Raw genomic sequence first — 25,074 nt, forward strand, 5'->3', positions numbered from 1 at the left:
CTTCTAAGAATCAGCCATCTCCGGCGGGAATTGCGCGATCTTGCAGATCTCCCGGAACGCATTCCGGCGAACCGCCATGTCCTCCGAGCCGAGCGGCAAATAAAGCGGCCGTAGCTTCCAGGCGAGCGGGTCGTCCGTGGCCCCGGAGTGATAGATCAGGATCGAGCCCGCGCTCTTTCGCACGTTCGGATCCGCGTGATGCAAAGCCGCCCAGGCGAGCGCGTCCGCGATCTCCGGCTTGTTCATCCCGCGCGCCGCGGAGACCGCCGGGACGCCGCCGTCGAGATCACCCGAGCGAATGATCTCGGCGATCAGGGGCTCGGCCGGGCCTACCTCGAGGTCGCGGAGCGCGAGCGCGATGGCCACCTTCATGTGGCCCTTCACGTTCGGATAAGCCCGCTGCATGGGGACGACGGCGCCGCGGCATTGCACCTCGGCGAGCGTCCGAGGAGCGCGCGTATCGTTGTCCTCGAGGCGCCTCATCAAGAGCTCCTCCGCCTCGCGCCGCTCGTCTTTGTCGAGCGCGCGCAGAGCGTCCATGTCGACGTCCTCCCGCCATTGCGGGGAAACGCCCTCGACGCTCTCGACGAAGCGCTGGAACATGGGTGAATGCGTCACGCCGCGACCTCCTCGTCCTCGTCGTCGTCGGGTTCGGGCGCCGGCGGCGGGGGCGGTTTCAGCCCGAGCGCCTCTTGCATCGTGATGGGCACGAGCTCGTACGCCTTTCCGCCCGCGTCCTTGTATTTCCCGGTCGGGCTCGACTGCATCTGGAGCACCGTGATCGATGTCACGTTCGGGTTGTTCGAGAGCATTTCGATTTCATGGCGCACGATCCTGCCCTCCGGAATGGGCACGATGCCGAGCACGATGTGCACATCGCCCGAGGCTTGTGTCGCCAGCTTCTTCGAGACGAGCGTCCACGCCTCGTCCTTTGCTTCCCACGCGTCCCTCGACCCGAGGTGGCCGAGCTCGATCCCGCCCGGCGTCTGCTCCAGCGTCGTCGACGGGATCCCGTCGACCGTGCGCTGGTTGGCGAAGTCCTGCGCGACCGTGCCCGCGATCGGCGGCCCCATGCCCGACCAGAGCACGAGCCCGTTCACGGGCGTCTCCACGTCCGCGTTGAGCGCAATCGCATTGAGCTCCGCGATCCGCTTGAGCGTCGCGTATTTCACATCGGCGGGCTTGACCGCGAGGTCCGCGACGAGCTGATCCCAGAGCGCCTTCATCGTGGCGAATGCCGGCGAATCTGGCTGCACGTGGACGTCGCCGATGATCGGCACGGCCTCCTCGGCCTTCGCGACCTCCTTCGGCCGCGAGCCGTGCCCGTGCCCCGGGCTTCCGCCGACGTTGATGTCGACCTTCGTCCCCGAGATGACGATGCCGCTCCCGTCGATCCGGATGAACCCGCCGGGCCCTTTCAGCGTGATGTCGGGCGCCTGGCCGACCGCGTTCTCGCCGGCCTTGTAATGGATCTCCTTGCCCGCCTCCCGGGCATAATCGCCGCCCACCTTCTCGTGTTTTTCCTGGTACACGAAGAGCGAGTGGTCCTTGCCCGTCCGGTCCTTGCGGTTCTCTTTCGTGTAGAGGTGGAGATCCCACTCCGTGCGCTCGCGCTTCTCGCCCTTGACGACCGCGTCGACGTCCTTCTTGACGAGCAGGCGCCTGCGCAAGAAATTGACCTCGATCTCGTCTTTACGCACGAGCTGCCGGCGATTGCCTTTGATGTGCGTGTGGTGCTGGCGCCCCGTCATCTCGTCCCGCTCTTTTTCGGTGTGCTGGATGCGGTTGCCGCCGACGGTCTCGAACTCCCAGGCCTGCACCAGTTTGTCGCGTACGTGGCCGACGGTATCGATCTCGTCGTTCTTGACGAGCTTGCGGAGGTTCTTCTCCGCTTGCATGTAAAAGAGCTCCTCGCTCTTCTGGTCCTCGAACTTGATCTCGTTGTACCCATTCAGAGCCGGCATCGACTGGCTCTTCCACGTGCTGACGGTCTTGTGCTCCGGCAGCTTGTAAGGGACCGGCTTCTCCGCATTGTAGACGCGGCCCGCGAGCACGGGGCGGTCGGGATCCCCGTCGAGGAACGTCACGAGAAGCTCGTGCCCGACGCGCGGCAGGTTCAACCAGCCATACCCCGTGCCGCCCCAGCCCTCGACGACGCGGATCCAGCACGAGCTGTCGTCGTCGAGGTTGCCCTCGCGATCCCAGGGGAACTGCACGCGCACGCGCCCGAACTCGTCGACGTGGACCGCCTGGTCCAGGTCGATCGCATTTCGCGGCGCCACGACCCGCACCGATTGCACGCCGAGCACCTCGGGGCGCGGCGTGACCAGCGGCGGCCGGTAAGGCACGTCCGCGAACGTCGCGTGCCCGAACACCTGCCATTCGCCCTCCGCCGACCCTTCGAGGATCGTATCCGTCGTGAGAAACGGCCGCGCGAGATCCGGGTGCGGGTGGTGATCGACCTTGAACACCACGCCCGGCGTGAGGTCGTTCAGATTGCTCTCGAATGCGATCCCCCCGCGGTCGGCCCGCGCCGCCTCGAGCGCGCGCGTCGCCCGCTTCTCGCCGGTCGGCTGATCGTGCCTGGCGACGCCCTTGTCGTCCGCGAACGGCGTATCGCCCCCGCGCCCCGCCTCGACGAACATGCCGCCGGGGATGTAATGGTACTGCTCGAAGCGCGCCTCGTCGCCGGCCTTCGGCGCCTCCGTGAAGAGCGCATAATCGGGCCTCCGGAAGTCGTAATCGCGCAGGACGAGCGCGCCTGGCCTCACGTCGCGCACGAGCGAGACCTTCGAGACGAACTCCCGCTCGGCCTCCATCGTCGGGTTGTGCTCGTACGGCACGGGCGGCCCGGGGCGAGGCGGGTTCTTGTGGAGCTCTGCGCTGAACGTGAGCAGCGAGCCATTGTCATCTACGTCCGGGAACGTATACGCGATGCCCGCCTCCTCGAGCAGGCGGCTCACGAACGTGAAATCGCTCTCGCCGTACTGCACCCGGAACTCGTGCTTCGGGTATTGCCCGCGATCGATCTTCCACGCGCGCCGGACGTTCCACTCGGTGAGGATCTTGTCGACGATGTCGGGGATCGAGAGGTGCTGGAAGATGCGGTGATTGCGGCGCTGATCGAGCAGCCAGAGGTGCGGGACGATCCGGAAGTGATACGTCGAGAGCACCTTGTTTTGCCGGTGCTCCGCGTGCGTCTGCTCCATGTAGCTCACGTACCCGCTCCACACGCGCAGGCCGCCGCCCGTGAGGTTCAGGTAGCCGGAGCGCACCTTGAAGATCGCCGGCTGCCCGACGATCGCGCCGATGTCGACGGCCGGGTTCTCGCTGCGCACCCAGAGCGAGACCGTGAACGGCGTCGACACCGCCTCGTGGATCGAGAAGCGGCGGACGACGAGCGAGGTCTCTCCGCAATCGAAGCTCAATTCGAAGAAAGGCATGACAACCTCGCGTCAGTACGTCGACCGCGGTGGGCGGTGCTCGTTCCGGACCGGGACCTCGGGCGTATACCGCGGCTGCGCGCCCGCCGGCTTGACCTTCCTTTGCAGCCGCTGCCGCCCGCGGCGATCCGTGGCCTCGCCGAGGATCGTGGAGCCCGGCGACTCCGTCGCGGAGTCGTGGATGTAGTGCCGGAGCAAGAGCTGGTAGGCCGGGTTCGTGTCGCGCGGCGTGAAGGCGAGCAGGCGCGCGGGCCACTGCGGCCGGCGGGGAACCGGCGGGGGGACGTACGCCCCGTGCGCGCCGGGCCCCGCGTGGGAGAGGCCCACGAGGACGGGGCTCATGCCGCGGTACGGGTCGTCCGCGTGCGGGTCTGGCCCGTAAAACCGTGCCATGTATTCGTCCGTCTCGTACCAGTGGACGTACTGGCTCTTCGGCGCGCCGGGTTGCTCGAGGTGGAGCGCCCAGTCCTTGTCTTGCCGGAACCCGCAATACTCCTCGTACAAGCGCAGGATGATGCCGTCGAAGGGGAGATCGACCGACCCGATCGGGACCTTCGCCTTCACCATGGCCTTGTGCATGTCGCGCAGCGTGATGAACTGGAGGTGCCACTTCTTGTTCGTGCGCGGCTGGTACGAGCCGCCGACGTCGCTATGGCAACCGGGGTACCAGACCTCGAGCATCCATCGCTTGTAATCGCGCGGCTCCTGATATCGCGCATCGGCCCGCGGGCGCGCCGGCCGGTGCGGCTCCAGCGGCGGAAACGCCCGGCCCGGCTCCGTGTTCGGATCCATGAAAATGGACGTGAGCGGGAAGAGCGTGCGGAACTCGTCCTCGGCGACGAGGTGGACGCAATGCTCCACGTAGGTGTGATCGACATCCGGCAGGAACGTCCCGGTGCCCGGGCCCCACATCTCCACGGTGTCGAAGATCGCCATGAACTTCGGGTAGATCGTCGCCGGATCGATCGGCTGGTAGAACTCCCGGATGCCCAGGTCCTGGTGCTCGGTCTCGATCGACGGGATCGCGTCCGGGTTTCGCCGGAAGAAACCGGGCGAGGTCGTCTTCGTCAGGTTCGCGACGCGCTGCGCCCGCACCTGGTTCACGAAATCACGGGCGAGGGCCGCGCCGCGGCTGAAGCCGCAGACGTCGAAGTACTTCTCCTTGGCGCGCCATTTGTTGTTGTTGCTGAAGAACTCGGCCAGCATGCGCAGGCCCCACTCGATACGGGCCTTGCCGCCGGCGCCCACCGTCATGCCCGAGAGGTTCCGGTGCACCAGGGGCGTCGAGGGTTTGGCCGCCGGATCGTCCATGTTCGGCTGGGCCCGCGTGAACCAGCCGGTGTAGTCCGTGCCGACGCCGTGGTGATAGGCCTTGTCGAGGACGATCCCCTGCTTTCGATACGCCCGGAAGAGCCGCGCGACGTTCGTCGGACCATTGGGCCCTCCATCCTCGCCGTACGTATCGTTCGCGTGGGCCTCGTCGACCCAGAGGTTGTTGCCGGTGCCGTCGAAGAAGATGCCGATCCGGATGCGGGCCTTCGGGCATTCCGCCTCCCCGGTCGGGGGCTCCAGCGGCAAGCCCTGGCCATTCTCCATGGCCTCCAGCGCCTTGAGGAACGAGTCGACCCTGCCGCCGCCTTGTCCATTCTCGCTCATGGCTCACTCCTCGCCGCCGGATCGGACATCGCTCGATCCACGCTCCACCAGTATTCCTTCGCGTCGCACATCGCCCCGGCCTCGGCCCAGGCATGCGGCGAGATCTCCTTCACGAGCCCCTCGAGCCGCTCCTGCTCGGGTCGGTCCGTAGAGGCGAGCAGCGCCGCGATGTTCTTCTGCTCGTGAAACCTCGGATCGATGCGCATCATGTTCGCGGTGAAGATCGCGAGGCTCCGCTCGTAGGTAAAACCCCGCTCGCGCCCCTTCTCGACGCAATGGGAGACCCGCCGCCAGAGGACCTCGGGCGGCAGGTGCCCCACGTCGGCCCAGTAATGGAGCTTCATGTGCCGCACGACGCGATCCACGAACGCCGAATACCCCGCGTCTCGCCGCTGAGCTTTCGTGACGAGCAGCATCAGGAGACCTCCGCCGCGAAGCGCGCGACGTGCGCGAACGGATCCTCGACGAGAAAGGCGCGAATCTCTCCGAGGAGCTCCGCCCTCTGCTTCGTCGTGCACGTCGGCAAGAACTCGCGCAGGACGACCGGATCGTAGAATCGAAAATAGAACTTTTTTCGTGTATCCGCGTCCGCGACCATCAGAAACCGCCGGAGGTGCCGCCGCAGCTCCTTGAAGCTGCGCGGATAGTCGATGAAGATCCCCCAGCGATTCCCCCAACCCTCCTCGATGATCCGCGGGAGCAGCGAGGAGGAAGGATCGAGCTCGACGAGGTACGGCGCCACGTCCTCCAGCGCCTCGCCGTCGATCCCTTCGTACAGCGACTTGTACCGATCCACCGATTCCCGCACGACCGTGAGGATCCGGTCCGTCCGCGCCGCGTCGAGCACCACGTAAAGCGGGCCCTCCACCTTCCGCAGCCGGTCGAGCGCCTCCACGCGCCGCGCTTCCAGCTTTCGTTTGTCCCGTAGAATCCGCTCGCGGTGCTCTTCGAGCCACTGCGCCGCCATGGGGTCGAGGTCGTCCGGCTCCGATTCGAGCATGCGCTCGAGCTCGTCCTCCTCGGGCGGCGTCGCGGCCTCGAAGTACACCATGAAATCGGTCTCGCCCGCGCGGATCCAGCCCCCGTTCACGAGCTCCTCGGCCGCCGTGATCTTCTGCCCCCCGACGAGCGTCCCCGAAGCGCTCGCGAGGTCCCGCACCTCGAAGCGCGTCCCGTCGTAGGCGACCTCGAAATGCACGCCCGACATGTGTTTGTCGGGGACGACCCATTGCGCCTTCGGCTTCCTCCCGACGCGCAGCCGCTCGCCGGGCGCGAGCACCTTCTTCGTGCCGCCCTCCGGACCCCAGCGCAGCTCCAGGATCGCGCGCTGCATCGCTCAGCCCGTCCCGTCGTCGCCGCGATTCTTCCGCGCCGCCTCGCGCTCCTGCTTCGCCCGCTCGCACTCCTCGCAGAACGGCTCGTCCGTTCGGAGCGCGTCCGCCTGCGGCGACGAGCCGATGTTCACCGTCGGGCAGCCGAGCACGATCTTCCCGCCGTGCTCCGTCGGATCGCCGCGCCGCGCCGCGTCCTTCTTCCCGATCTTCACCGTCGGCTCGCCTTGCGACACCGCGTCGGGCGGACCGATGCAAATGAGTTTGTCCCCGACCCGCGCCGCCGGCATGTAGCCGATGAGCACCGTCGGCTCGCCCGTGATCACCGGCCCGCCGACGTGCGGCTTCGGCCCCGGATCCACCTTGGGGCAGACGTGCATGTCCGTGATGCGTGCAGCAGGAGGCATGACCCCTCGTCCCCTTTCTATTGCCCGATCCCCTCGACCCGCAGATCGATCGGCTTCGGCCTCTCCGGCTCGTCCACCACCGCGAGCTTCGCCTCGTCCGGCACGATCGGCTTCGCGCCCGACCCCGAACCGGCGCTGCCGCCGCTGTTGATCCGCACGAGGTTGCCCTTGATCGTCACGCCCTTCGAATCGATGCGAATGAACCCGCCGGGCCCCTTCAGCGTGAGATCCTTCGCCGCCTCGATCACGATCGACGAGCCCGCCTTGAGGTGGATCTCCTTCGACACTTCGAGCGCCGCGTTCTTCGCGATCTTCTCGTAGTGGTTCTTGTCGACCGTGACCGAGAGCGTCCCGTCGACGCGCTCGTTGCGATTGCCGACCACGTACAGGCTCGAATCCTTCTCGACCCGCTCGCGGCGCATCTGTCGCACCACGATGTCCTGATCCTTCTGGACGAGCAGCTGCATGTTGCCGTCCGTGATCTCGTGCTCGTCGCCGTTCACGAGCTTCAGGCTCCCGCCGCCGACGAACAGCGTCCGATCCTTGTCGGTGATCTCGATGCGGTTCACGCTCGTCACCTCGACGCGCGTACCGCTCGTCGACTCGATCTCGTTGCGCACGACGTACTTCTGCCGGTCGTGCCCGATCGTGATGATCTCGTCGTTCTTGACGTACTTGCGCAGGTTCTTCTCGGCCTGCATCCACACGAGCTCGCGCGTCTTGAGATCCTCGAACATGATCTCGTTGAAGCCGTTTCCGCCGAGCGACGAGTTGCTCTTCCACGTGCTCCTCGTCTTGTACTTGGGCAGCTCGTACGGCACGACCTGCGTCGCGTTGAACACGCGCCCCGTGATGATCGGCATGTCCGGATCGCCGTCGAGGAAGCCCACGAGCACCTCCTGGCCGATGCGCGGAATCACGATCATGCCGTACCCCGTGCCCGCCCAGCCCTGGCTCACGCGGATCCAGCACGAGCTATTGTCGTCGAACGTGCCCTCGCGATCCCACGGGAACTGCACCCGCACGCGGCCGAACTCGTCGACGTGGATCTCCTGCCCCGGCGGACCGACCACCGTCGCGCTCTGCACGTTGTTGAGCTTCGGCTTCGGCGTCCGCATCGGCGGCCGGTACACGACATCCGTGTAGACGCTGCGCGCCGAGATGCTCCACTCGTCCTGCGGGCTGCCCTCGATCCGCAGATCGATCACGAGCAGATCCGAGCCCTCGCCGATCTCGGGGTGCGGGTGATGTCCGATGTTGAAGATCATGCCCGGCGCGAGATCGGGGCAATTCGTGTCGATCGCGACCTGCCGCCGGCCCATGCGCCGCCCGAGCATCGCCCGCTCCGCGCGGCCCTTGCCGTATTTCTCCTCGTGCCGCGCCACGCCCTTGTCGTCGGCGACCGGCGTGTTCCCGTCGGCCTTGCCCGTCTCGGAGAGGAACGAGCCCGGCTGGTAGACGTATTGCTCGTATTTGTCCTCGGGCGCGGCCGCGCGCGGCGACTGCTGGGCGAGCTCGTACGAGGGCCTGCGGAAGTCGTAGTCGCGCTGCGTGTGCAGGCCCGGCCGCACCTCGTGCGACAGCCGCACGTTCGTCACGAACTCCTTCTCCGACTCCTGGTTCGGCTCCTCGATGTACGGGATGGGCAAACCCCCGCGCTTCGGGCCCTTCTCCAGCTTGTCGTGGAACGTGATGTTCGTGCCCGCCTCGTCGGGGAACGTGAACGCGATGCCCGCCTCCTCCACGAGGCGGCTCATGAACGCGTAGTCGCTCTCGCCGTACTGCACCTTGTATTCGAGCTTCGGGTACGTGCCGCGATCGATCTTCCAGACGGGCGTGATCGCCCACTCGCCGAGGAGTTTGTCGACGATGTCCGGGATCGAGAGGTGCTGGTAGATGCGGTGACCACGGCGCTGCGTGAGCAGCCAGGCCTTCGGCGCGATCCGCAAGAAGTACGTCGACTCGGCCTTCTGCCCCGGCAGCGGCGCGACGCCGTGGACCTGCTCGACGTGTGTCACCACGCCCTTCCACGTCCGCGATCCGAGCCCGGCGACGAACCGCACGCCGTGCACGATCCGAAGCGACGCGTCCTTGCCGATGATGCCCTCGAGATCGACGTCCGGCTCTTCGCAGCGGGCCCACACGGCGATCGTGGAGAGGGACGAGACGCTCTCCTCCACCGTGAAGCGTCGAACGGACAGATCCGCGCCTGAAGCTACCTTGAGCTCGAGGATGGGCATGTTTGTAATCCTACCACGCGTGCCAGACCGGAAAACAAGGGCTATTTCCCTCGTTTTCGCGTCTACGCGCCGCGCGCCCTGGCGGATTTTTTTGACGGAATCACTTTGCCGCGCTGCGTGAGATCAGGGCACGGGCCCCCCGAAGAGGCCGAGGAATCGAAAGGCCCACACGACCACGAGCGCGACCGCGCTGCCGCCGGAGACATCCCTGCCAAACCTTTTCCACGCGGCGTCGTCGAGGAAACGCGCGGCGAAGACCGTGGCGATCACCACGAGCGCGAGCGGCAGCGCGAGCGGATGGAACGCGGTCGCGGCCGCGAGATCGAGGCGCAGGAGCGCGAGCGCCGCGCGCGTGAGGCCACACGCGGGGCAGGGGAGCCCGAGCGTGAGGCGGAGGATGCAGGTGGTTTGCGGGAGGAGGGCGAGGAGGGAGGCTATCGAGAGCGCCGGCAAGGCGAAGCGGAGCCGCTTTGCGGCGCTCTCGCGCATGGGCTCGGACGCGTCAGGTGACGCGCTCCGCCTCCCACTTGAGGATGTTGCAGATGCCCCAGGGGTAATAGATGTTGCACGTGATCGACGACAGGATGATCGTGAGCAGGTACGTCCCGAAGAACCCGCCCGGATCCTTGCGGAACTGGTAGGCCCGGCCGTCGAGCTTCGTGTTCTCCCACATGAACGCGAAGATGTTGTTCGCGAACCAGGGGCCATAGATCCCGAGCGTGCAATACACGAGGATCATGCCGAGGATGTACGTGCCGAGCAGCGACGCCGGATCGCCGTGGAACGTGAGCCGCCCCGGCTGCCCGCCCACGAGGACCTTGCTGTCGACGAACTCCTTCATTCGCACGATCGCCCACGGCGTGTAGATGCCGCAGGTGACGCTGGAGAGGAGCGTATTGATGACCATCACCTTCGCGAGCTCCTGCGGCGTGCCCGTGTACTGGCACGGCTGGCCGTCGAGCAGGAGCGCCTCGTAATAGAAGGCGTAGAACTTGTTCGCGAACATCACGGAGGCCGCGAGGATCCCCGCGAACAGGATGAGCCCGCCGACGAGCGAGAACAGCAACATGATGACGCCACCGGTGCGCGCCGCGCTCTCGATGGCCATTCCGATGCCGTAGAAGATGCCGAAGATGAAGTAAGCGACGATCATCGGCACCACCGCGAAGAGCAGGTACGTGCCGAAGAGCTTGCCGCCGTCGCCATTGAACACGACGCGTTGCCCGATGCCGGGCACGCCCGCGCCCATCATCCCCATCGGCGGGCCGGGCGGCGGACCATAACCACCCTGCGGAGGCGCATACGCCCCCATGCCCGGGGCGCCGGCCGGAGGTTGTCCCCAGCCGCCGCCTCCACCACCCGGAGGCGGCGCGCCGCCCGGAGGCGGCCCCCAGCCTCCACCTCCGCCAGACGGGGGCATTCCACCACCAGGCGGATAACCACCGCCGGGAGGGTATCCACCGCCGGGAGGGTAACCACCGCCGGGCGGGTATCCCCCGCCGCCACCGTAACCGCCTGGGTTCATCCGTGCACCGTCCCTGGTTGCGAGTCAGGGCGGAGCGTACAGCCCTCCGGGAGAGGGTGTAAAGATGGCTTCGCGCCTTCTGGCGCTAGATCTTCGTGGTCGAACTGTCTTTCGCGTCCGTACCCGCCGTCTCCTTCTCCAGCGACAGCTCGGAGACGCCGTCCTGGAAGCGGATACGCGCGAGCATCAGCTTCTCCTGCAGCGCGACGAGATCGATCGTGGCCTTCGAGATCCGATCGCTCACCTCTTGCATCTTCTTTTCGAGGCTCTGCATGAGCGGCCCGCCGCTCTTCACGACCTTCAGCGTCACGATCTGCGCGTGCAGCTCGTCGAGGCGCTGCCGGTATTCGCCCATCTGCTCGCGCGACGTCGTGATGCGCTGCTCGAGGTTTGCCATCTCCTTCTGCAGCTCGAGCAGCTTCGTCACCGACTCCTTCAGCGGGCCCGACGCCGCGGCGCTCGACAGGTGCACGCGCACCATCTCCATCCCCACCGTGCTGCGGATGTCGGTGCTCTTGAAGAGCGGCGTCGCCTCCTCGATGTCCACCTCGACCTTCGCGCCCGCCGGGATCTCGATCTTGAAGAGGTACGACTCGCCGATCCGCTCCTGCGACGGCGGCGCCTTCGCCAGCTTGAATCCGGGCGAGACCGTATGCCGCACGTACACCGTCGCCGTGTCTTGCAGGCGGTTCGTCATGACGAGCGTCTTCTTCTTCGTGTGGCGGACCTCGGTGGAGAACACGCCGCGCTGCACGCTGAGGATGCGGGCGATCTCGTCGCGCGTATCGTCCTTGCGCTCCACCACGATCTGCCGATCGAGCGCGAACGGCACGAACGCGAACGAGCGCGCCGGGATCGGATCGCTCATGCCCTCGCCGATGAACCGACCCTCGCCGAACACGGTCACGGGCCCGCTCTCCAGCACCGACTCGGTGGGGTTCTTGAGGCGCACCGCGCGGAACGGAAACGTCGTGTTCCCACGCGCGCTCTCCGGATCGTAGAAATACACGAAGCCGCCCTCGGTCTCCGTGCTCAGGATCGACACCATCGCGCTCGTCAGGCGCGGCACCGTCATCGCCGTGGGCGACTCGAAGTGCGACGTCCCGATCGGCTCGGAGCTCGAAGACGTCGCCGCGTTCGGATCGAGGGTCGCCGTGTTCTGCATCAACCCTTGCTGCTGGGCCTCTTCCGGCGCCTCGACGACACGGACGCCGCCCGCGCGGCCCGCTTGCATGCCGTTACCCACGGCGACGACCTGCGAAGGATCGAGCCCGGCGCGGATGAGCTGCTCGCGCGCCCGGTTCGCCCTTTCGAGCGACGCGCCGTACTTGTCGCCGTCGCGCCCGTCGGCATACCCCTCGACGACCACCTGCCGCCGCGAATTCTTGTACTGCGCCGCCAGCCGATCGAGCCCGGAGGTGTCCCTCGGTTTGTTGTCGACCATCGGCGGCTCGCGCGCCGGCTCCCTCTTCGCGGGCGCGCTGTTGGTCGCGCGCCTGCCCCCGCCTCCGCCAAAGCCCCCGAGCCCGCTCGTCGGGCCGGCGTTGCTCTTCTTGTCGGCCGACTGCGTTCGCGCCTCCATGCGCTCTTCATCACGCGCGGTGGTCGCGTCCGCGAGCCGCGCGTCGTCGAGCTCCGCGACCACGCGTTTGCCCGGGGAAAGGCCTCCGCCCGGAAGCACCGGCTGCCCCGCGTACGTCGAGCCGCCCATGGGCGGCGCTTGCGCGAAGAGATCGTTGGTCTGCAAAGTTTCTCGCTGGACCATGCGGACCGAGCGCAGATCGAAGCGGAAGGAGAGCGCCGAGCTCGAGCCGACGCCGAGCTTCACCTTGTTCCAGTCCTCGCCCGAGGTGTTGTCCACGATGGCCCACGCCTCGACCTTCATCTTGCCGTCCTTGCCGACGGAGACGCGGTAGCTCGGCTTCCACGACGGGGCCTCGGTCACGTACGAGAGCAGGAGCTTGTGCGGCTTCGGCCCCTGGAGCTGGATCTCCATGTTGACGAGGGGCGAACCGCCGTACTGCTGGTTCTGCTGGTAGTTCTGCTGGTTGTTCTCCTGGCCGACGAACGCCGAGCCGGAGGTCGGGTACGCGACGGGCGCGGGTTTTCCCGTGGTCGCGTCGATCACGGTGAGCGACTTCAAGAAATCGTCGATCTTGTCCCCCGGCACGCTGAGCCGGAGCGAGTCACCGTCGATCTCGGCGTAGCGCTCGAAGTAGGCGATGCCGTTGCGGTAGACGACCACGCGGCCGAGCGTGGTGTCGCTCTTGACGAAGGTGGTCGTCTTGGCGCATCCGGCGAGCCAGAGGAGCGCGATCGGAGCCAGAATCTTTCTCATCGGGAAGACCTCTACGTGCGAGCCAGCAGAAGGCGCGGTGCGCCGAAGGCCCTTCGACGAACGACCCGCCCCAACGATCTGAGGATGGTAAACCGAGTCCCTCGGCTTCGAGACAGAAAGAACGGCGACGGGGCCATCTCCTTACACAGGGGGGACATCTGCAACAGCATCCGCGTTGCTCCTTCTCCTTGGTCCCCATTGCGACCCGACCGAGGTCGGGGTAGGGAACAGGCATGGCGCGCTCGACCGACCCTCCCAACATCGACGAGCTGCGGTCGCTCGTCCGAAACAAGGGCCTGCGCGCGACGGCTCCCCGCCTGGCGGTGCTCCGCCGTCTGCTCGCGCAGAAGACGCCGGTGAGCCACGGCGACCTGTGCGCCGAGCTCGCGCCCGAGGGCTGGGACCGCGCGACGATCTACCGCAACCTGATCGACCTGACGGAGGTCGGCCTCGTGCGACGCACCGACGTGGGCGACCACGTCTGGCGTTTCGAGCTGGTGCGCGAAGGGGGCGAGCACGACAGCGGAACGCACCCGCACTTCGTCTGCAACAGCTGCGGCGAGGTGGCATGCCTGCCCGACGAGATCGTCGAGGTGAAGCCAGCGCGCGGCATCCCGCGGGCCCTCCGCAAGAAGGGGCTCGAAATCCAGTTCCGCGGGACGTGTGACAGGTGCGCGTGAGCGGACACGAGGGACGCTCGTAACGCTCCCGGAACCGCCTATCGCCGCCCGCTTCGCGCCGCCCCTGCCCCTCACGAAATCGATCGCAACGAGCCGACGCGCCGGCCCTTCGAACGCCCGTGCCGTTCGCTCACCGCCCCCGCGCGGTTGCTTCCTGCACGTCGAGTAAAGACAGCTACATCACACGCCGACCTTCCTACGGGTTTGCGTCTCGCTCCTACGGGTTTGCGTCTCGCTCCTACGGGTTTGCGTTTTGCTCCTCGACCGCGAGCGGTTTTCTCCCACGGACGAGCGTTTTGCTCGCGCGCGGCCGCGTTTTGCTCGTGCGCGCCCCGCCGCGCTCCCTGCACGTCCGCCCCGGCCTCGGGGGCGTCTCCGCGCCGATCGTGTACAGCCGTACGGTTCTGCTCCCCGGCTCACGGGTCTTCTGGTACCGTCCATACCGAACCAGCGTACGCCGCTCGGTCGGGAGGATGGTTTGATGGGTGCGATCGACTACAAGCGTTTCTACCGGATTCTCACGCGATGCCAGGAGCTCGGCACGGACGCGAGTGCGCGGCCGGCGGTGGCGCGGGTCTATGCGGATGTCTTGAAGGGGTTGGTGGAGGCGTTTCTCACCGCGCACAAGTCCGTCATCGCGGGGGAGAGCGCGGCGGGCAAGGAGGGAGCGGAGGCGAATGCCGCGCTCGTGTCGATCGACCAACCTTATCGCGAGGCGCGCGCCATCGCATTGGCCTACGTGCCCACGTTGGCGGTGCCCGATACCCTCAAGCGGCAGCCGACCGACACGGACAAGGTGACCGCGCTCGAAGACCTGCTCGACGCGGTCGACGATCACCTGGGGACGCCGTGGGCCGACGACATCGTGAACGGCGCTTTCGGCCAGCGCGCGCCCCTGGTGATCAAAGAAATCCGCGAATCGGTCGAGGCGAACACGGCGCTCGCCAATGCAAAACACGCGCGCGCGACGGCGTACGGGCCGGCCTACGAGAAGTACATGTCGTTCAAGCGTGTGGTGCGCGAGGTGCACGGGCCGTCGTCGAAGGAATACAAGCGAATCCACCTGCGCGCGGCGAGTGGGGTGGACGAGGGTGGAGACGACGGCCCGAAGGAGTGAGGGGACGGGCGGGGCGGGGCGTTCCAAGCGGAACGGCGCCCGCCCCGTGTTCCCGTGGGATCGTTGACCGATCCGCGGACATGTGGTTGCCTGCGCACAGGCAACCATGAAGCGGCTGCAAGTTCAGGGCTTCGGCCCCATCCAGCAAGGCGATGTCGAGTTCGGGGACCTCACGGTCCTCGTGGGGCCGCAGGCTACCGGCAAGAGCCTGTTCGTGCAGCTGTTCAAGGCGATCGTGGATGCGGGGGCGATCGAGCGCGATTTGATGCAGTACGGGTTCGATTGGTATTCGGACGAAACCCCCGTCCATGATTATTGTTCGCTATATTTTGGTAGCGGGTTGGGGTACGTTATCCAGAGTAGGACGGTAATTCTGCGCGACGGGAACTCTGTAAGAGTTAGTGATATTGTCAATCCGAATCCTTCTGTTCATACTGGCGATACGGTGTTCTTAATTCCAGCGCAGCGAGTTCTCGTGCTCCAGGATGGTTGGCCCAAGCCGTTTATGGCGTATGCCGGGGGCGATCCATACGCCATCCGAAAGTTCAGCGAATCACTCCGTCTGCTCATGGAGCGGGAACGCGGTAGTGAACGTGCCATTTTTCCGCGTCCGAAGCATCTCTGGGCGGAGCTGGGCTCGGTGGTCGATGCATCCATATACGTTGGTTCGACGCTAGAACTTGAAAGGGAGGGAATGCGTAAGCGTGTTGTCCTGAAGCCATCCGGCATGAAGTCAGCATTACCGTATACCGCGTGGTCTGCAGGTCAGAGAGAGTTTACTCCGCTTCTCTTTGGGCTGTACTCGGTCATTCCTCCGACGTGGCCGGGTAGGGAACGAGTGGCGGATATCGAGACCGTCATCATCGAAGAACCTGAGATGGGCCTCCACCCCCAGGCTATCGTCAGTTTCGGGCTACTCGTGCTGGAACTTTTGGGAAGGGGCTACCGGGTCATCCTCTCGACGCACTCCCCCGTCATCCTGGACCTCGTGTGGGCCCTGCGCGAGCTCTCCAGCGTGAAACCCAAGGTCGGCGTTGAGGCGCTCTGCCGCGTGTTCAACATTGATAGCCCGACGAAGCCCCTGAAGGCCACCCTGACCTCCGCCTTGCAAAAGCAATATCGCACCTACTATTTCCACCGCACCGACAGCGGCGTGATCACGGAAGACATCTCCACCCTGGACCCCGGTTCCGAGGACCCGAGCGTCGCCGGCTGGGGCGGGCTCAGCGGCTTCTCGGGGCGCATCGCGCAGATCGTCGGCGAGGCCGTGTCGCGATGACGGCGGGCAAGAAGAAAGCCCGGCCGCCGAAAGAGACGTTCCGCGACGCCGTGAACCCGTGCAAGCCTCTGCAACATCGCGAGGGGCTCCAGGCCATCAAGAGGGGCGAAGGCAAGGGGCAGATCTCCGGACAGGACGCCAGCAAGATCCTCGGCAGCGTGGACATCGACGGCGACTGCCGGGCCACGCATCCGGAATCCAACCGCTGGGACTACGTCGTCGGCTACGAGCGCTCGGGCCAAACCATCGCCCACTTCATCGAGGTACACTCCGCCGAGACGAGCGAGGTCTCGGTCATCGAGAAGAAGCTCGATTGGCTCGAAACCTTCCTCCAGCACGACGCGGCGCGAAACCTCGCAGCACTCCCCCGCGAGCTCCACTGGATCGCCTCCGGCCGCATCAACATCCCCCAGCACACCCCCCAGTACAAAAAGCTCCAGACCACCCTCCGCAAGCGCGGCCTCCTCTTCGCCGGCAAGACCCTCCTCCTCACCTGAGACCTGAGCCCGTCCCCTGACCTGATCGAGGCGCGCGGGAGGCGTGTCACGCCCGGGGGTGGTAGGTCCTGTTGTCTGAGGGGTCGCTCTGCGACCCCGAGTTCGGGGGAACCACCCCGCGCGTGACACGCCTCCCGCGCGCCGATCGTCCCGTCCGAAGCTCACCGTCCCCGGCTCCCCGAGCCCCGACAAAAAACCCGCTCGCGTTCCGGGGCGCATCGTGAGCCCCTCTGGTTCGCTTGCCTTGCCGCCTGCCGGTCGGCGTGCGATTCGGTCGGCCATGAAAGCAATGAGGAGGCGCCGCACCGCAATGGTGGGCGTTGTGGTATTGGGCTTCGGGGGGGTCGTGCTGATGGGTGCGTGCGGGGGGGCTCCTGATCCGGGGCCGCTCGATTCGTGCGCGACTCCAGCCGATACCCCGACCGAGACGTCGAGCGAATGCGCGGAGCCGATGGAGGACGCGTGCATGCGTTACCGCATCCCGCTCCTGGGAAACCCGAGCATGGACGTGGCGTTGCGGGGCGAGTACATCGCCGCGTTCGGCAGCGCTTGCTACATGTCCGAGGGCCCCACCCCCACGTTCAACTGCTTCTACAAAGAGGAGGACATGACGCCGAAGGGCAAAGCGTGCACGGATGCCCAGAGGATCGCCGAGGTCTATGGAGCTGCGCCGTACAGCAAGGACTACACGTGCCAGCCGGACGGCAAAGGCAACTACACCCTGCAAGTCGGTCCGGATCCCGCGATCAACATCACCATCACCTACGAGGACGCGCCGCTCCAGTCGTCGCTCATCGAGATCAAGACCGTGCCGACGGAGGTGAATGGTCCGTATCGAAACTTGGTCGAGGTGACGCCGATCAAGCCGGACAAAGGCTTCTACTGCTCGAGCGGCCAGGTCGGCGCCGACGGCACGACCATGAGCCAGAGGGAGTGGGTCCTGGAGGTCAACCGCAAGGCGCACGGCGGCGAGATTCACTCCGATCTCGCGGGCTTCACGTGGCCTTGCGAGGATGAGAACTGCAAGCCGACGACGTGCACCGAGAAGCTCGTCCTCAAGGATCCGGATGATGAAGAGACGCCTCGATACGATCCCGATCGCGCGGAGGTGCACCACGTGGTGCCCAGGAAGGACCTGCGCGGTTGCCGGTGGGGCACGAACGCGTACAAGAACGCGGCCGTCATCTCGGCGAGGCTCAACCAACATCTCAAGAACAAGGTCCCGCCGGAGAAAGAGGTGACGCAGATCAACAAGGTCCCGGCGTACACGCCGTGACGCGGCCGGCGGACGCTGGCGGCGAGCCCGTTGACGCCGAGACAAACGGGGTCTAGGCGGAGCCGATGATCGAACGGGTCACCCGTCACTTCGGCCGCCTCGTCTTCGACCGAGACGCCATCGTCCGCGCTGCGCTGCGCGCGTACGTCGAAGGCTACCTCAGGCGGATCGCGCGCTTTGGGTATCCAGCCTCCGACGGCATGGAGTGGACGGGCGACCTCCAGCGAGGCGCGATCTTCAACGTCGACCTGGAAGGAAACTACGAGGTCGTGGCGTGGACCGAGGCGGGCGTCGTCGGCCTCGCGTGCGAGGACGGGCGCGGGCCGATCCAGCAGCTCGGCCTCTCGGTCGATGCGGTGACCGGCGGCCCGGACGACGTGCGCGGGGCCGTGCCGGGTCTCCCTGCCGAGCTCGAATCGACGTTCGTGCTCGCTGTCGGCATGCTCATCGTGGGGCCGGAGCATAAGGAGAGATGGGCCGGCGTGGGCTTCTGGCTTCACGGCGATCGCGCGGGAGGCACGCTCTTCGACGATCCGGCGCCCGACGGCGCCCACCGGCTGGCCGCGTGGGGCTTGCTCCACAAGGGGCGGCTCTTGCCGCTTGCGTGTGAGTCGTATTGGCCGCGCCCCGGGAAGATCGTGACGCTCCACGACCGCCCGCAAGACGCCCCCGCTCACGCGGTGATTGACGCGGTGGTCGATCGGAGGCTGAAAGGCCCCACGGAGCTCACGCCCGCAGAGCTCGAAACGCTCCTTCGCCCCACGCCCGACCCGAAACACGTGCGTGGCGCGCAGCGCAGGCTTCAAAAGGTCGGCATCACCTGGCCCGGCTCGCCCGACATCACATGAAGACCGGCCCCTGGGATAAAGAACCGCACGCGCGGGGGTGGTGGGTCCTGTTGTCTGAGGGGTCGCCCTGCGACCCCGAGTTCGGGGGAACCACCCCCGCGCGTGACACGCCTCCCGCGCGCCGATCGTCCAGTCCGAAGCTCACCGTCCCCGGCTCCCCTGAGCCCCGACAAAAAACCCGCTCGCCGGAAACTCCCACCTTGACGCGACACGCGTTACCCTTCCCGCGTGTCCGAAGAAGCCCCGCTCCCTCTGACCACACGGCTCTGGTTCGCCTTCGCCTGCCTGGTTCGTGTCCTCTTCGACGGCCAGTTCGCGGCCCGCGCCTTCAAGGCGACCGCCCCAGCCCTCCCGCCCCCCGAACCCGAGCCCGCCAAGCTGCCTGAAAAGGCCAAGAAACCCGAGCCGAAAAAGCCCACGGAGCCAGACCTCTCCCCGGCCCTCTCCCTCCTCGCCCTCCTCCAGCGAGAAGGCAGGCTCGTCGACTTCTTGGAGCAGGACATCGCCACCTTCCCCGACGCCGAGATCGGCGCCGCCGTCCGCGTCGTCCACGAGGGATGCCGCAAGGCGCTGCACGACCACGTGACCGTCGTCCCTGTGCGCAGCGAAGAGGAGGGGCAAAAGGTGACGCTGGAAGCGGGCTTCTCTCCGGCCGAGGTCAAGCTCACGGGCAACGTGCAGGGCAAACCTCCTTATCGAGGGACCATCCAGCATCGGGGCTGGAGGGTCGCGAAGATTCACCTGCCCACGCCCACGGAAGGGCACGACCCGAAGATCCTCGCGCCCGCGGAGGTGGAGCTGTGACCGCTCGTTTCGTCGTCGGTATCGATCTCGGCACCACCCATTCGGCCCTCGCGTTCGCCGAGAGCGCGGCAGAAAAACCGCGCCCCGAGGTATTGCCCGTCCTCCAGCTCGTCGCCCGCGGCACGCTGGAGGAGCGGACGCTCTTGCCATCGTTTTATTACGCCGCCCACGAGAGCGAGGGCGCGCAGGGGTTGCCCTGGGACGCGGAGCGCGCGTTCGTGGTGGGTGAATATGCCCGCACGCGTGGCATCGACGCGCCGATCCGGCTCGTGTCGAGCGCGAAGAGCTGGCTCTCGCATTCGGGCGTGGACCGGCGATCGGCGCTCTTGCCGCTCGGCGCGCCCGAGGACGTCGAGAAAATATCGCCCGTCGAGGCTTCCTGGCGATATCTGGAGCACCTCGCCGAGGCGTGGACCCATCGACAAGGAAAGGAGCCATCGCTCTCGGAGCAGGAGATCGTCCTCACGGTGCCGGCCTCGTTCGACGCGTCCGCGCGGGACCTGACCGTGGAGGCCGCGGGCCTCGCCGGGTTCGAGGATCTCACGTTGCTCGAAGAGCCGCAGGCCGCGCTCTATGCCTGGATCGACGCCGCCGGCGAGGACTGGCGCAAATACATTCACCCGGGCGACGTGATCCTCGTCGTCGACGTCGGCGGCGGCACGACCGACTTCTCGGCCATCGCCGCCACCGAGGTGAATGGCTCGCTCGCGCTCGAGCGCGTGGCCGTGGGGGATCACATCCTGCTCGGCGGCGACAACATGGACCTCGCGCTCGCGCACGTCGCGCGGCAGAAGTTCGTCGCCGAGGGCAAGGAGCTCGATCGGTGGCAAATGATCGCGCTCACGCACGCGGCGCGCGTGGCCAAGGAGCGGCTCCTCTCGGACGCCTCGATCGAGAGCATGCCGGTCGTCGTCCCGAGCCGCGGGTCGAAGCTCCTCGGCTCGTCCTTGCGGACCGAGCTTTTGCAATCCGAGGTCGGAAAGATCCTCGTCGACGGGTTCTTCCCGGTCGTCGGGGCAAACGCCCGCCCCGCGCAGCGCGCCCGCGGCGGCCTCACGCAGCTCGGCTTGCCGTATGCGCAGGACCCGGGCGTCACGCGCCACCTCGCGGCGTTCCTCGGCCGCCACGCGCGCGCGCTCGATCGGATCGAAGGGTTTCCGAAGCGCGAGGGCCGCACGCTCCTGCACCCGACGGTCCTGCTCTTCAATGGCGGCGTGATGAAGGGCAAGGTCCTCGCCGATCGCATCGTCTCGACCCTGAATGAATGGCTCCAGGCCGATGGCGGAAAGCCCGTGCGCGTCTTGCCCGCGGCCGACCTCGACCTCGCGGTCGCGCGCGGCGCGGCCACGTACGGGCTCGTGCGCAAGGGCCGGGGTCTGCGCATTCGCGGCGGCACGGCGCGCGCGTATTACGTGGGCATCGAGAGCGCGGTGCCGGCCGTGCCTGGCCTCGAACCGCCGATCACCGCGCTTTGTGTCGCGCCGTTCGGCATGGAGGAGGGCACGGAGGCGGCCTTGCCGCCGCAGGAGCTCGGCGTCGTGGTCGGCGAGCCCGTGCGATTCCGGTTCTTCGGCTCGTCGGTTCGCCGGGACGACCCGGCCGGCGTCGAGCTCGAATCGTGGGGCGAGGGCGAGCTCGACGAGCTCGCGCCCATGGAAGTGACTTTGCCGGCCGACGGGCGGCGCGAGGGCGACGTCGTGCCCGTGCGGCTGCGATCGAGCATCACGGAGGTCGGGACGTTGCTCGTCGAGGCCGTGCCGATCGAGCCGCAAAAGCCGGGCGAGAAGTGGAAGGTGGAGCTCGGCGTACGCGCGCACGGCGGCGAGGTCGCCGTGGAAGGCTAAGGGGCTTTTCATGAGCGCGCGGCGCATCGTCGGGATCGATCTCGGCACGACGCATACCGTGGTCGCGTGGGCCGACCCGGAGGCGAACCGGCCGCCCCAGGTCTTTCCGATCCCCCAGCTCGTGAGCGCCGGCGAAATCGAGCCCCAGCCGCTCTTCCCGTCGTTCCTTTATGCGCCCATTCCGGGCGAGGCCCTGCCCGATCCGTTCGGGGACGCGCCCTGGACGCTCGGCGTGCACGCGCGGCGCCGCGGGGGCGAGGTCGCAGGAAGGCTCGTCGCCTCGTCGAAGAGCTGGCTCGCGCACGCGGCCGTCGATCGCACCGCGCCCATTTTGCCCTGGGGCGCGGGCGAGGACGCCGAGGACCTGCCGCGGATCTCGCCGGTCGACGCCGCGGCGCGATTGCTCTTGCACGTGAGGCGCGCGTGGAACGAGGCGTTCCTCACGTGTCCGCTCGAAACGCAGGACGTCGTTTTGACCGTGCCCGCGTCGTTCGACGAGGACGCGCGGGAGCTCACGGTCGAGGCCGCGCGGCGCGCCGGGTTCGAGGTGCGGCTGCTCGAGGAGCCGCAGGCGGCGTTTTACGATTACATGGCCCGGGCCGGCGAGGGCGAGCTCGCGGCGCTTTGCCAGCGGAGCGGCGGCGAGGCGCTCGTCCTCGTTTGCGACGTCGGCGGCGGGACGACGGACCTGTCGTTGATCCGGGTCCGTCCCGGTGATCAGCGCGGATCCACGGAGGTCGAGCGTGTCGCCGTGGGAAAACATCTTCTCCTCGGCGGCGACAACATGGATCTCGCGCTCGCGCACCTCTGCGAGAGCCGCCTGATCGAACCTCCCGATCGATTGCCGCCCGCGCGCTTCGGTCAGCTCGTGCTCGCTTGCCGCGCCGCCAAGGAGCGGCTCCTCGGCGACGAGCCGCCGACCGACATCGCGGTCACGGTGCTCGGAAAAGGCGCGCGCCTCATTGGCTCCGCGCTCTCCACGCGCCTCTCCCGCGAGGAGGCCGAGCGCGTCGTGCTCGACGGCTTCTTGCCGCCCGCCTCCCTCGCCGATCGTCCGCGACGCGGCGGCAGCGCGCTCGTCGCATTCGGCCTCCCCTACGAGCGCGACGTCGCCATTACCCGTCACGTCGCCCATTTCTTCGCCCGTCACGCCCCCGGCGCGCCCGCGCCGCACGCCTTGCTCCTGAATGGCGGCGTCTTTCGCGCCAAACGGATCGTCGATCGGCTCGCGGACTCGATCGGCGCGTGGAGCGCCATTCGCCCGGAAATCCTGCCGCATCCGGATCCCGATCTCGCCGTTGCGCGCGGCGCCGTCGTGTATGGCTTGTCCCTCCTCGGCCGTGGCGTACGGATTGGAGGCGGCTCGGCGCGCGGGTATTACCTCGGCTTGTCGGCGGGGTCGTCCGGGCAGCGGCAGGCCGTCTGCGTCGTCCCGCGCGGCGCGCGTGAGGGCATCCGCTACGAGGTGCCCGGACGAACGTTTTCGCTCACGGTCGGCCGCCCGGTTCGATTCCCGATGTACACCTCCGACGAGGCGCTCGACCTGCCGGGCGCGGTCGTCACGCCGGACATCGAGCGGTTTTCTGCCTTGCCGCCCGTCTCCTCGGCCTTCGAGCCGGGCGCGCGTCCCGGCGAGGTGACCGTCTCGCTCGCGGGCGAGCTCAGCGCGATCGGCACGCTGGATCTCGCGTGCGTCGAGGTGGGCGCCGAGGCCGGCCGCCGCTTCCGATTGACCTGGGACCTGCGCGAGACGAGCCCCGACACCGCGGTCGAGACCGAGGGTGGTGTTTCCTCGGGCAAGACGATGCGGCCGGGCGTGGCGGCCGGGGGCAAACGGCTGGAGGACGCGCGCGAGGCGATTGCGCGGATCTATGGCAAGGGGCGGGCGGACGTCACGCCGCGCGAGGTGAAGGATCTCGTGCGCGAGCTCGAACGGATCCTCGGCGAGCGGCCGACGTGGACGGCCGAGACGAACCGCTCGCTCTTCGACGTGCTCTGGCCGGGGCACAAGGGCCGGCGGCGCTCGGCCGATCACGAGCGGGTCTTCTGGCAACTCGCGGGGTACACGCTGCGGCCGGGCTTCGGCCACGCGCTCGACGAGGAGCGCGCCGCGAATCTGTTTTCGTTGTTCCACGAGCGTGTCGTGTTCGCGCAGGAGGCGCGCACCTGGCAGCATTTCTGGATCGCCTGGCGGCGCATCGCGGGCGGGCTCGAAGAGGCGGCGCAGGTGGCGATCCGGGACCTCGTCGATCCTTTCCTCGCGCCCTCGGAAAAACGATTGAAGAAGCCCAAGGGCATTCGCGCGGAGCCCGACGCGGACGTCGTGGACCTCGCCTCGTCGCTGGAGCGCGTGCCGCCGGCGCGGCGGACCGAGCTCGGCGGCTTTTTGCTCGAACGGACCTGGACCGACCGTGACCCGCGGATCTGGGCGGCGATCGGGCGCATCGGCGCGCGCGTGCCCGCGTATGCGAGCGCGCACCACGTCATCGCGCCGAACGTGGCCGAGCGCTGGCTCGATCACCTCTTGCGCGAGAAATGGGCGGAGATGCCCACGGCGCCGCGAGCGGCGATGGAAATGGCGCGGCTGACGGGCGACCGAGCGCGCGACGTGTCGGAGCGGGTGCGGCGCGATGTCGAGCGGAGGCTCGTTTCGTCGGGCGCGCGCGAGGAATGGGTGCGGGCCGTGCGGGAGGTCGTCGCGGTGGAAGAGGCGGACCGGGCGGCGTTTTACGGCGAGGGCTTGCCCGTGGGGATCCGCCTCGTTTCTTGACGCTCAGTCCTCGTCCTTCAACAAGAAATCGTTGTTGATCACCTTGAACGAGAGCCGGCCGCCGAGCGTGGCCGAGCGCGATTCGACGAGAGGACGGATCACGATGCCCTCCTTGCGGCTCTTCGTCCCCGCATAAAGGCCGCGCGCCGCTTCGAGCCAGCGATCGAGCGTGTGCTCGAAATGTTTTGCCTCCTCGCCGCGGACCTCGCGCTCGATGGGCACGGTGCGCAGGCCGTACTCCTTGCAGAACGCGATGAAGTCCGCGAAATCGAGGTAACGGCCCGCACGCGCGTCGTACACGCCGAACATGAAGACGTCGACCTCGGAGAGCCCGAGCCGGTTCTTTTGAATGCCCGGGCCGCAGAGCTCGCCTTGCACCGCGATGCCCGGGGGCAAACGGTGCGCGAGCTCGTACCGCTCCGCCATCCGCCAGACCGCATTCGGTCCAGGCGCGAGGGCCCAGTTGCGCGAGCACGCGAAAAACTCGCCCTCGGGCGCGCGGAAGAACGTCGCCGACGAGCCGTCGAGCTTCGTCGAGACGTAAAACGCCTGGCCGCGGATCTCGTCGAGCACCCCGAGCGCCGATTGCAGGCGAATCTCGTCCGTCTTCGGCACGAGCGCCGGGAATCCGCCCGCGACTTCACGCGCGTCCGGCAAGACGGCCTCGTATTTGGTGACGCCGAGCCGGTCTCGCACGTCCGTGCCGACCTCGGGGATCTCGCCGTCGAGGATGGTGGTCGGCAAAGCGAGGCCTTGCGAGAGCACGCCGCGGAGCTTGACGGTCCGCACGCGAAACCCGCGTGACCGCATGAACTCCGCCCACGGCGCGCTCGAAGGGAGCACGCTGTCGATTTCGAAGAACACGCAGCGGTCGCCGGGACGAAATTCCCCTTTCTTGACGACCACGGTCCAGCCCATCACCCGGGCCTGTTCGATTTGATCCGCGCCCTCGATGGGCGCGAGGCTCTCCACCACCTGAATCGAAACGAGTTTGCGTTCCACGACGTCCTCCGGACGCC

Annotated in this window: 20 protein-coding genes; 9 read left to right on the forward strand and 11 right to left on the reverse strand. The window is 67.4% G+C overall.

Annotated features, from left to right (window positions below; translation table 11 throughout):
* Nucleotides 1–3 precede the first annotated feature (3 nt).
* The 10 genes from QHF83_RS25445 to QHF83_RS25490 form a co-directional block, all read right to left on the reverse strand.
* Nucleotides 4–618 (reverse strand): hypothetical protein, encoded by a 615-nt coding sequence (locus QHF83_RS25445; protein WP_282420523.1) that lies wholly within the window; start codon nt 616–618, stop codon nt 4–6.
* A complete protein-coding gene (gene tssI / locus QHF83_RS25450) occupies nt 615–3,443 on the reverse strand; it encodes a type VI secretion system tip protein TssI/VgrG (RefSeq protein ID WP_282420524.1) in 2,829 nt (942 codons plus the stop codon). Before tssI (QHF83_RS25450) ends, QHF83_RS25445 begins: the two co-directional genes overlap by 4 nt.
* A 12-nt stretch (nt 3,444–3,455) precedes the next feature.
* Nucleotides 3,456–5,099 carry a DUF2235 domain-containing protein gene (locus QHF83_RS25455; protein WP_282420525.1) on the reverse strand — a complete coding sequence of 548 codons (1,644 nt, stop codon included), beginning with the start codon at nt 5,097–5,099 and terminating at the stop codon, nt 3,456–3,458.
* Nucleotides 5,096–5,515 carry a hypothetical protein gene (locus QHF83_RS25460; protein WP_282420526.1) on the reverse strand — a complete coding sequence of 140 codons (420 nt, stop codon included), beginning with the start codon at nt 5,513–5,515 and terminating at the stop codon, nt 5,096–5,098. Before QHF83_RS25460 ends, QHF83_RS25455 begins: the two co-directional genes overlap by 4 nt.
* Nucleotides 5,515–6,432 carry a DUF4123 domain-containing protein gene (locus tag QHF83_RS25465; protein WP_282420527.1) on the reverse strand — a complete coding sequence of 306 codons (918 nt, stop codon included), beginning with the start codon at nt 6,430–6,432 and terminating at the stop codon, nt 5,515–5,517. Before QHF83_RS25465 ends, QHF83_RS25460 begins: the two co-directional genes overlap by 1 nt.
* A 3-nt stretch (nt 6,433–6,435) precedes the next feature.
* Complete coding sequence (locus QHF83_RS25470; protein WP_282420528.1) at nt 6,436–6,837, reverse strand: PAAR domain-containing protein; 402 nt, start codon at nt 6,835–6,837, stop codon at nt 6,436–6,438.
* A gap of 17 nt (nt 6,838–6,854) precedes the next feature.
* On the reverse strand, nt 6,855–9,077 hold the full coding sequence (tssI, locus tag QHF83_RS25475; protein ID WP_282420529.1) for a type VI secretion system tip protein TssI/VgrG: 2,223 nt from the start codon (nt 9,075–9,077) through the stop codon (nt 6,855–6,857).
* A gap of 123 nt (nt 9,078–9,200) precedes the next feature.
* Entirely contained in the window at nt 9,201–9,566 is a 366-nt protein-coding gene (locus QHF83_RS25480; RefSeq protein ID WP_282420530.1) for a DUF2752 domain-containing protein, read from the reverse strand.
* 13 nt (nt 9,567–9,579) lie between these two features.
* On the reverse strand, nt 9,580–10,497 hold the full coding sequence (locus QHF83_RS25485; RefSeq protein ID WP_282420531.1) for a DUF898 family protein: 918 nt from the start codon (nt 10,495–10,497) through the stop codon (nt 9,580–9,582).
* Between the two features lie 190 nt (nt 10,498–10,687).
* Nucleotides 10,688–12,940 carry a DUF4139 domain-containing protein gene (locus tag QHF83_RS25490; protein WP_282420532.1) on the reverse strand — a complete coding sequence of 751 codons (2,253 nt, stop codon included), beginning with the start codon at nt 12,938–12,940 and terminating at the stop codon, nt 10,688–10,690.
* A 233-nt stretch (nt 12,941–13,173) separates the two neighbouring features.
* Between QHF83_RS25490 and QHF83_RS25495 the strand changes: the two genes are divergently transcribed.
* The 9 genes from QHF83_RS25495 (at nt 13,174) to QHF83_RS25535 (ending at nt 24,055) form a co-directional block, all read left to right on the forward strand.
* A complete protein-coding gene (locus QHF83_RS25495; RefSeq protein ID WP_282420533.1) occupies nt 13,174–13,620 on the forward strand; it encodes a Fur family transcriptional regulator in 447 nt (148 codons plus the stop codon).
* Nucleotides 13,621–14,101: 481 nt separating this feature from the next.
* Nucleotides 14,102–14,737, forward strand: a complete 636-nt coding sequence (locus QHF83_RS25500; protein WP_282420534.1) for a hypothetical protein — start codon at nt 14,102–14,104, stop codon at nt 14,735–14,737.
* A 106-nt stretch (nt 14,738–14,843) separates the two neighbouring features.
* Complete coding sequence (locus QHF83_RS25505; RefSeq protein ID WP_282420535.1) at nt 14,844–16,016, forward strand: AAA family ATPase; 1,173 nt, start codon at nt 14,844–14,846, stop codon at nt 16,014–16,016.
* On the forward strand, nt 16,013–16,513 hold the full coding sequence (locus QHF83_RS25510; RefSeq protein ID WP_282420536.1) for a hypothetical protein: 501 nt from the start codon (nt 16,013–16,015) through the stop codon (nt 16,511–16,513). The genes QHF83_RS25505 and QHF83_RS25510 overlap by 4 nt, the downstream gene beginning before the upstream one ends.
* A 466-nt stretch (nt 16,514–16,979) precedes the next feature.
* Nucleotides 16,980–17,789, forward strand: a complete 810-nt coding sequence (locus QHF83_RS25515; RefSeq protein ID WP_282420537.1) for a hypothetical protein — start codon at nt 16,980–16,982, stop codon at nt 17,787–17,789.
* Nucleotides 17,790–17,854: 65 nt separating this feature from the next.
* Nucleotides 17,855–18,637, forward strand: coding sequence for a hypothetical protein (locus QHF83_RS25520; protein WP_282420538.1), 783 nt, complete (start codon nt 17,855–17,857; stop codon nt 18,635–18,637).
* 228 nt (nt 18,638–18,865) lie between these two features.
* Nucleotides 18,866–19,441, forward strand: coding sequence for a DUF2760 domain-containing protein (locus QHF83_RS25525; RefSeq protein WP_282420539.1), 576 nt, complete (start codon nt 18,866–18,868; stop codon nt 19,439–19,441).
* The gene (locus QHF83_RS25530) at nt 19,438–21,285 is read left to right on the forward strand and encodes an Hsp70 family protein (protein WP_282420540.1); all 1,848 of its coding nucleotides are present in this window, start codon (nt 19,438–19,440) and stop codon (nt 21,283–21,285) included. The genes QHF83_RS25525 and QHF83_RS25530 overlap by 4 nt, the downstream gene beginning before the upstream one ends.
* Before the next feature lie 10 nt (nt 21,286–21,295).
* Nucleotides 21,296–24,055, forward strand: a complete 2,760-nt coding sequence (locus QHF83_RS25535; protein ID WP_282420541.1) for a hsp70 family protein — start codon at nt 21,296–21,298, stop codon at nt 24,053–24,055.
* A gap of 3 nt (nt 24,056–24,058) precedes the next feature.
* On the opposite strand, the gene QHF83_RS25540 is transcribed toward QHF83_RS25535, so the two are convergent.
* Nucleotides 24,059–25,057 (reverse strand): RNA ligase (ATP), encoded by a 999-nt coding sequence (locus tag QHF83_RS25540; RefSeq protein WP_282420542.1) that lies wholly within the window; start codon nt 25,055–25,057, stop codon nt 24,059–24,061.
* Nucleotides 25,058–25,074: the final 17 nt, after the last annotated feature.

Source organism: Polyangium sp. 15x6 (assembly GCF_029960785.1).
In the GTDB taxonomy this organism is placed as follows: Bacteria; Myxococcota_A; Polyangia; order Polyangiales; family Polyangiaceae; genus Polyangium.

What these genes read in the sequence shown, in the direction of transcription:
- tssI (WP_282420524.1), bottom strand. Translation starts at nt 3,443, where the DNA reads ATGCCTTTCTTCGAATTGAGCTTCGATTGCGGAGAGACCTCGCTCGTC.
- QHF83_RS25455 (WP_282420525.1), bottom strand. Translation starts at nt 5,099, where the DNA reads ATGAGCGAGAATGGACAAGGCGGCGGCAGGGTCGACTCGTTCCTCAAG.
- QHF83_RS25460 (WP_282420526.1), bottom strand. Translation starts at nt 5,515, where the DNA reads ATGCTGCTCGTCACGAAAGCTCAGCGGCGAGACGCGGGGTATTCGGCG.
- QHF83_RS25465 (WP_282420527.1), bottom strand. Translation starts at nt 6,432, where the DNA reads ATGCAGCGCGCGATCCTGGAGCTGCGCTGGGGTCCGGAGGGCGGCACG.
- QHF83_RS25470 (WP_282420528.1), bottom strand. Translation starts at nt 6,837, where the DNA reads ATGCCTCCTGCTGCACGCATCACGGACATGCACGTCTGCCCCAAGGTG.
- tssI (WP_282420529.1), bottom strand. Translation starts at nt 9,077, where the DNA reads ATGCCCATCCTCGAGCTCAAGGTAGCTTCAGGCGCGGATCTGTCCGTT.
- QHF83_RS25480 (WP_282420530.1), bottom strand. Translation starts at nt 9,566, where the DNA reads ATGCGCGAGAGCGCCGCAAAGCGGCTCCGCTTCGCCTTGCCGGCGCTC.
- QHF83_RS25485 (WP_282420531.1), bottom strand. Translation starts at nt 10,497, where the DNA reads ATGCCCCCGTCTGGCGGAGGTGGAGGCTGGGGGCCGCCTCCGGGCGGC.
- QHF83_RS25490 (WP_282420532.1), bottom strand. Translation starts at nt 12,940, where the DNA reads ATGAGAAAGATTCTGGCTCCGATCGCGCTCCTCTGGCTCGCCGGATGC.
- QHF83_RS25495 (WP_282420533.1), top strand. Translation starts at nt 13,174, where the DNA reads ATGGCGCGCTCGACCGACCCTCCCAACATCGACGAGCTGCGGTCGCTC.
- QHF83_RS25500 (WP_282420534.1), top strand. Translation starts at nt 14,102, where the DNA reads ATGGGTGCGATCGACTACAAGCGTTTCTACCGGATTCTCACGCGATGC.
- QHF83_RS25505 (WP_282420535.1), top strand. Translation starts at nt 14,844, where the DNA reads ATGAAGCGGCTGCAAGTTCAGGGCTTCGGCCCCATCCAGCAAGGCGAT.
- QHF83_RS25510 (WP_282420536.1), top strand. Translation starts at nt 16,013, where the DNA reads ATGACGGCGGGCAAGAAGAAAGCCCGGCCGCCGAAAGAGACGTTCCGC.
- QHF83_RS25515 (WP_282420537.1), top strand. Translation starts at nt 16,980, where the DNA reads ATGCGTTACCGCATCCCGCTCCTGGGAAACCCGAGCATGGACGTGGCG.
- QHF83_RS25520 (WP_282420538.1), top strand. Translation starts at nt 17,855, where the DNA reads ATGATCGAACGGGTCACCCGTCACTTCGGCCGCCTCGTCTTCGACCGA.
- QHF83_RS25535 (WP_282420541.1), top strand. Translation starts at nt 21,296, where the DNA reads ATGAGCGCGCGGCGCATCGTCGGGATCGATCTCGGCACGACGCATACC.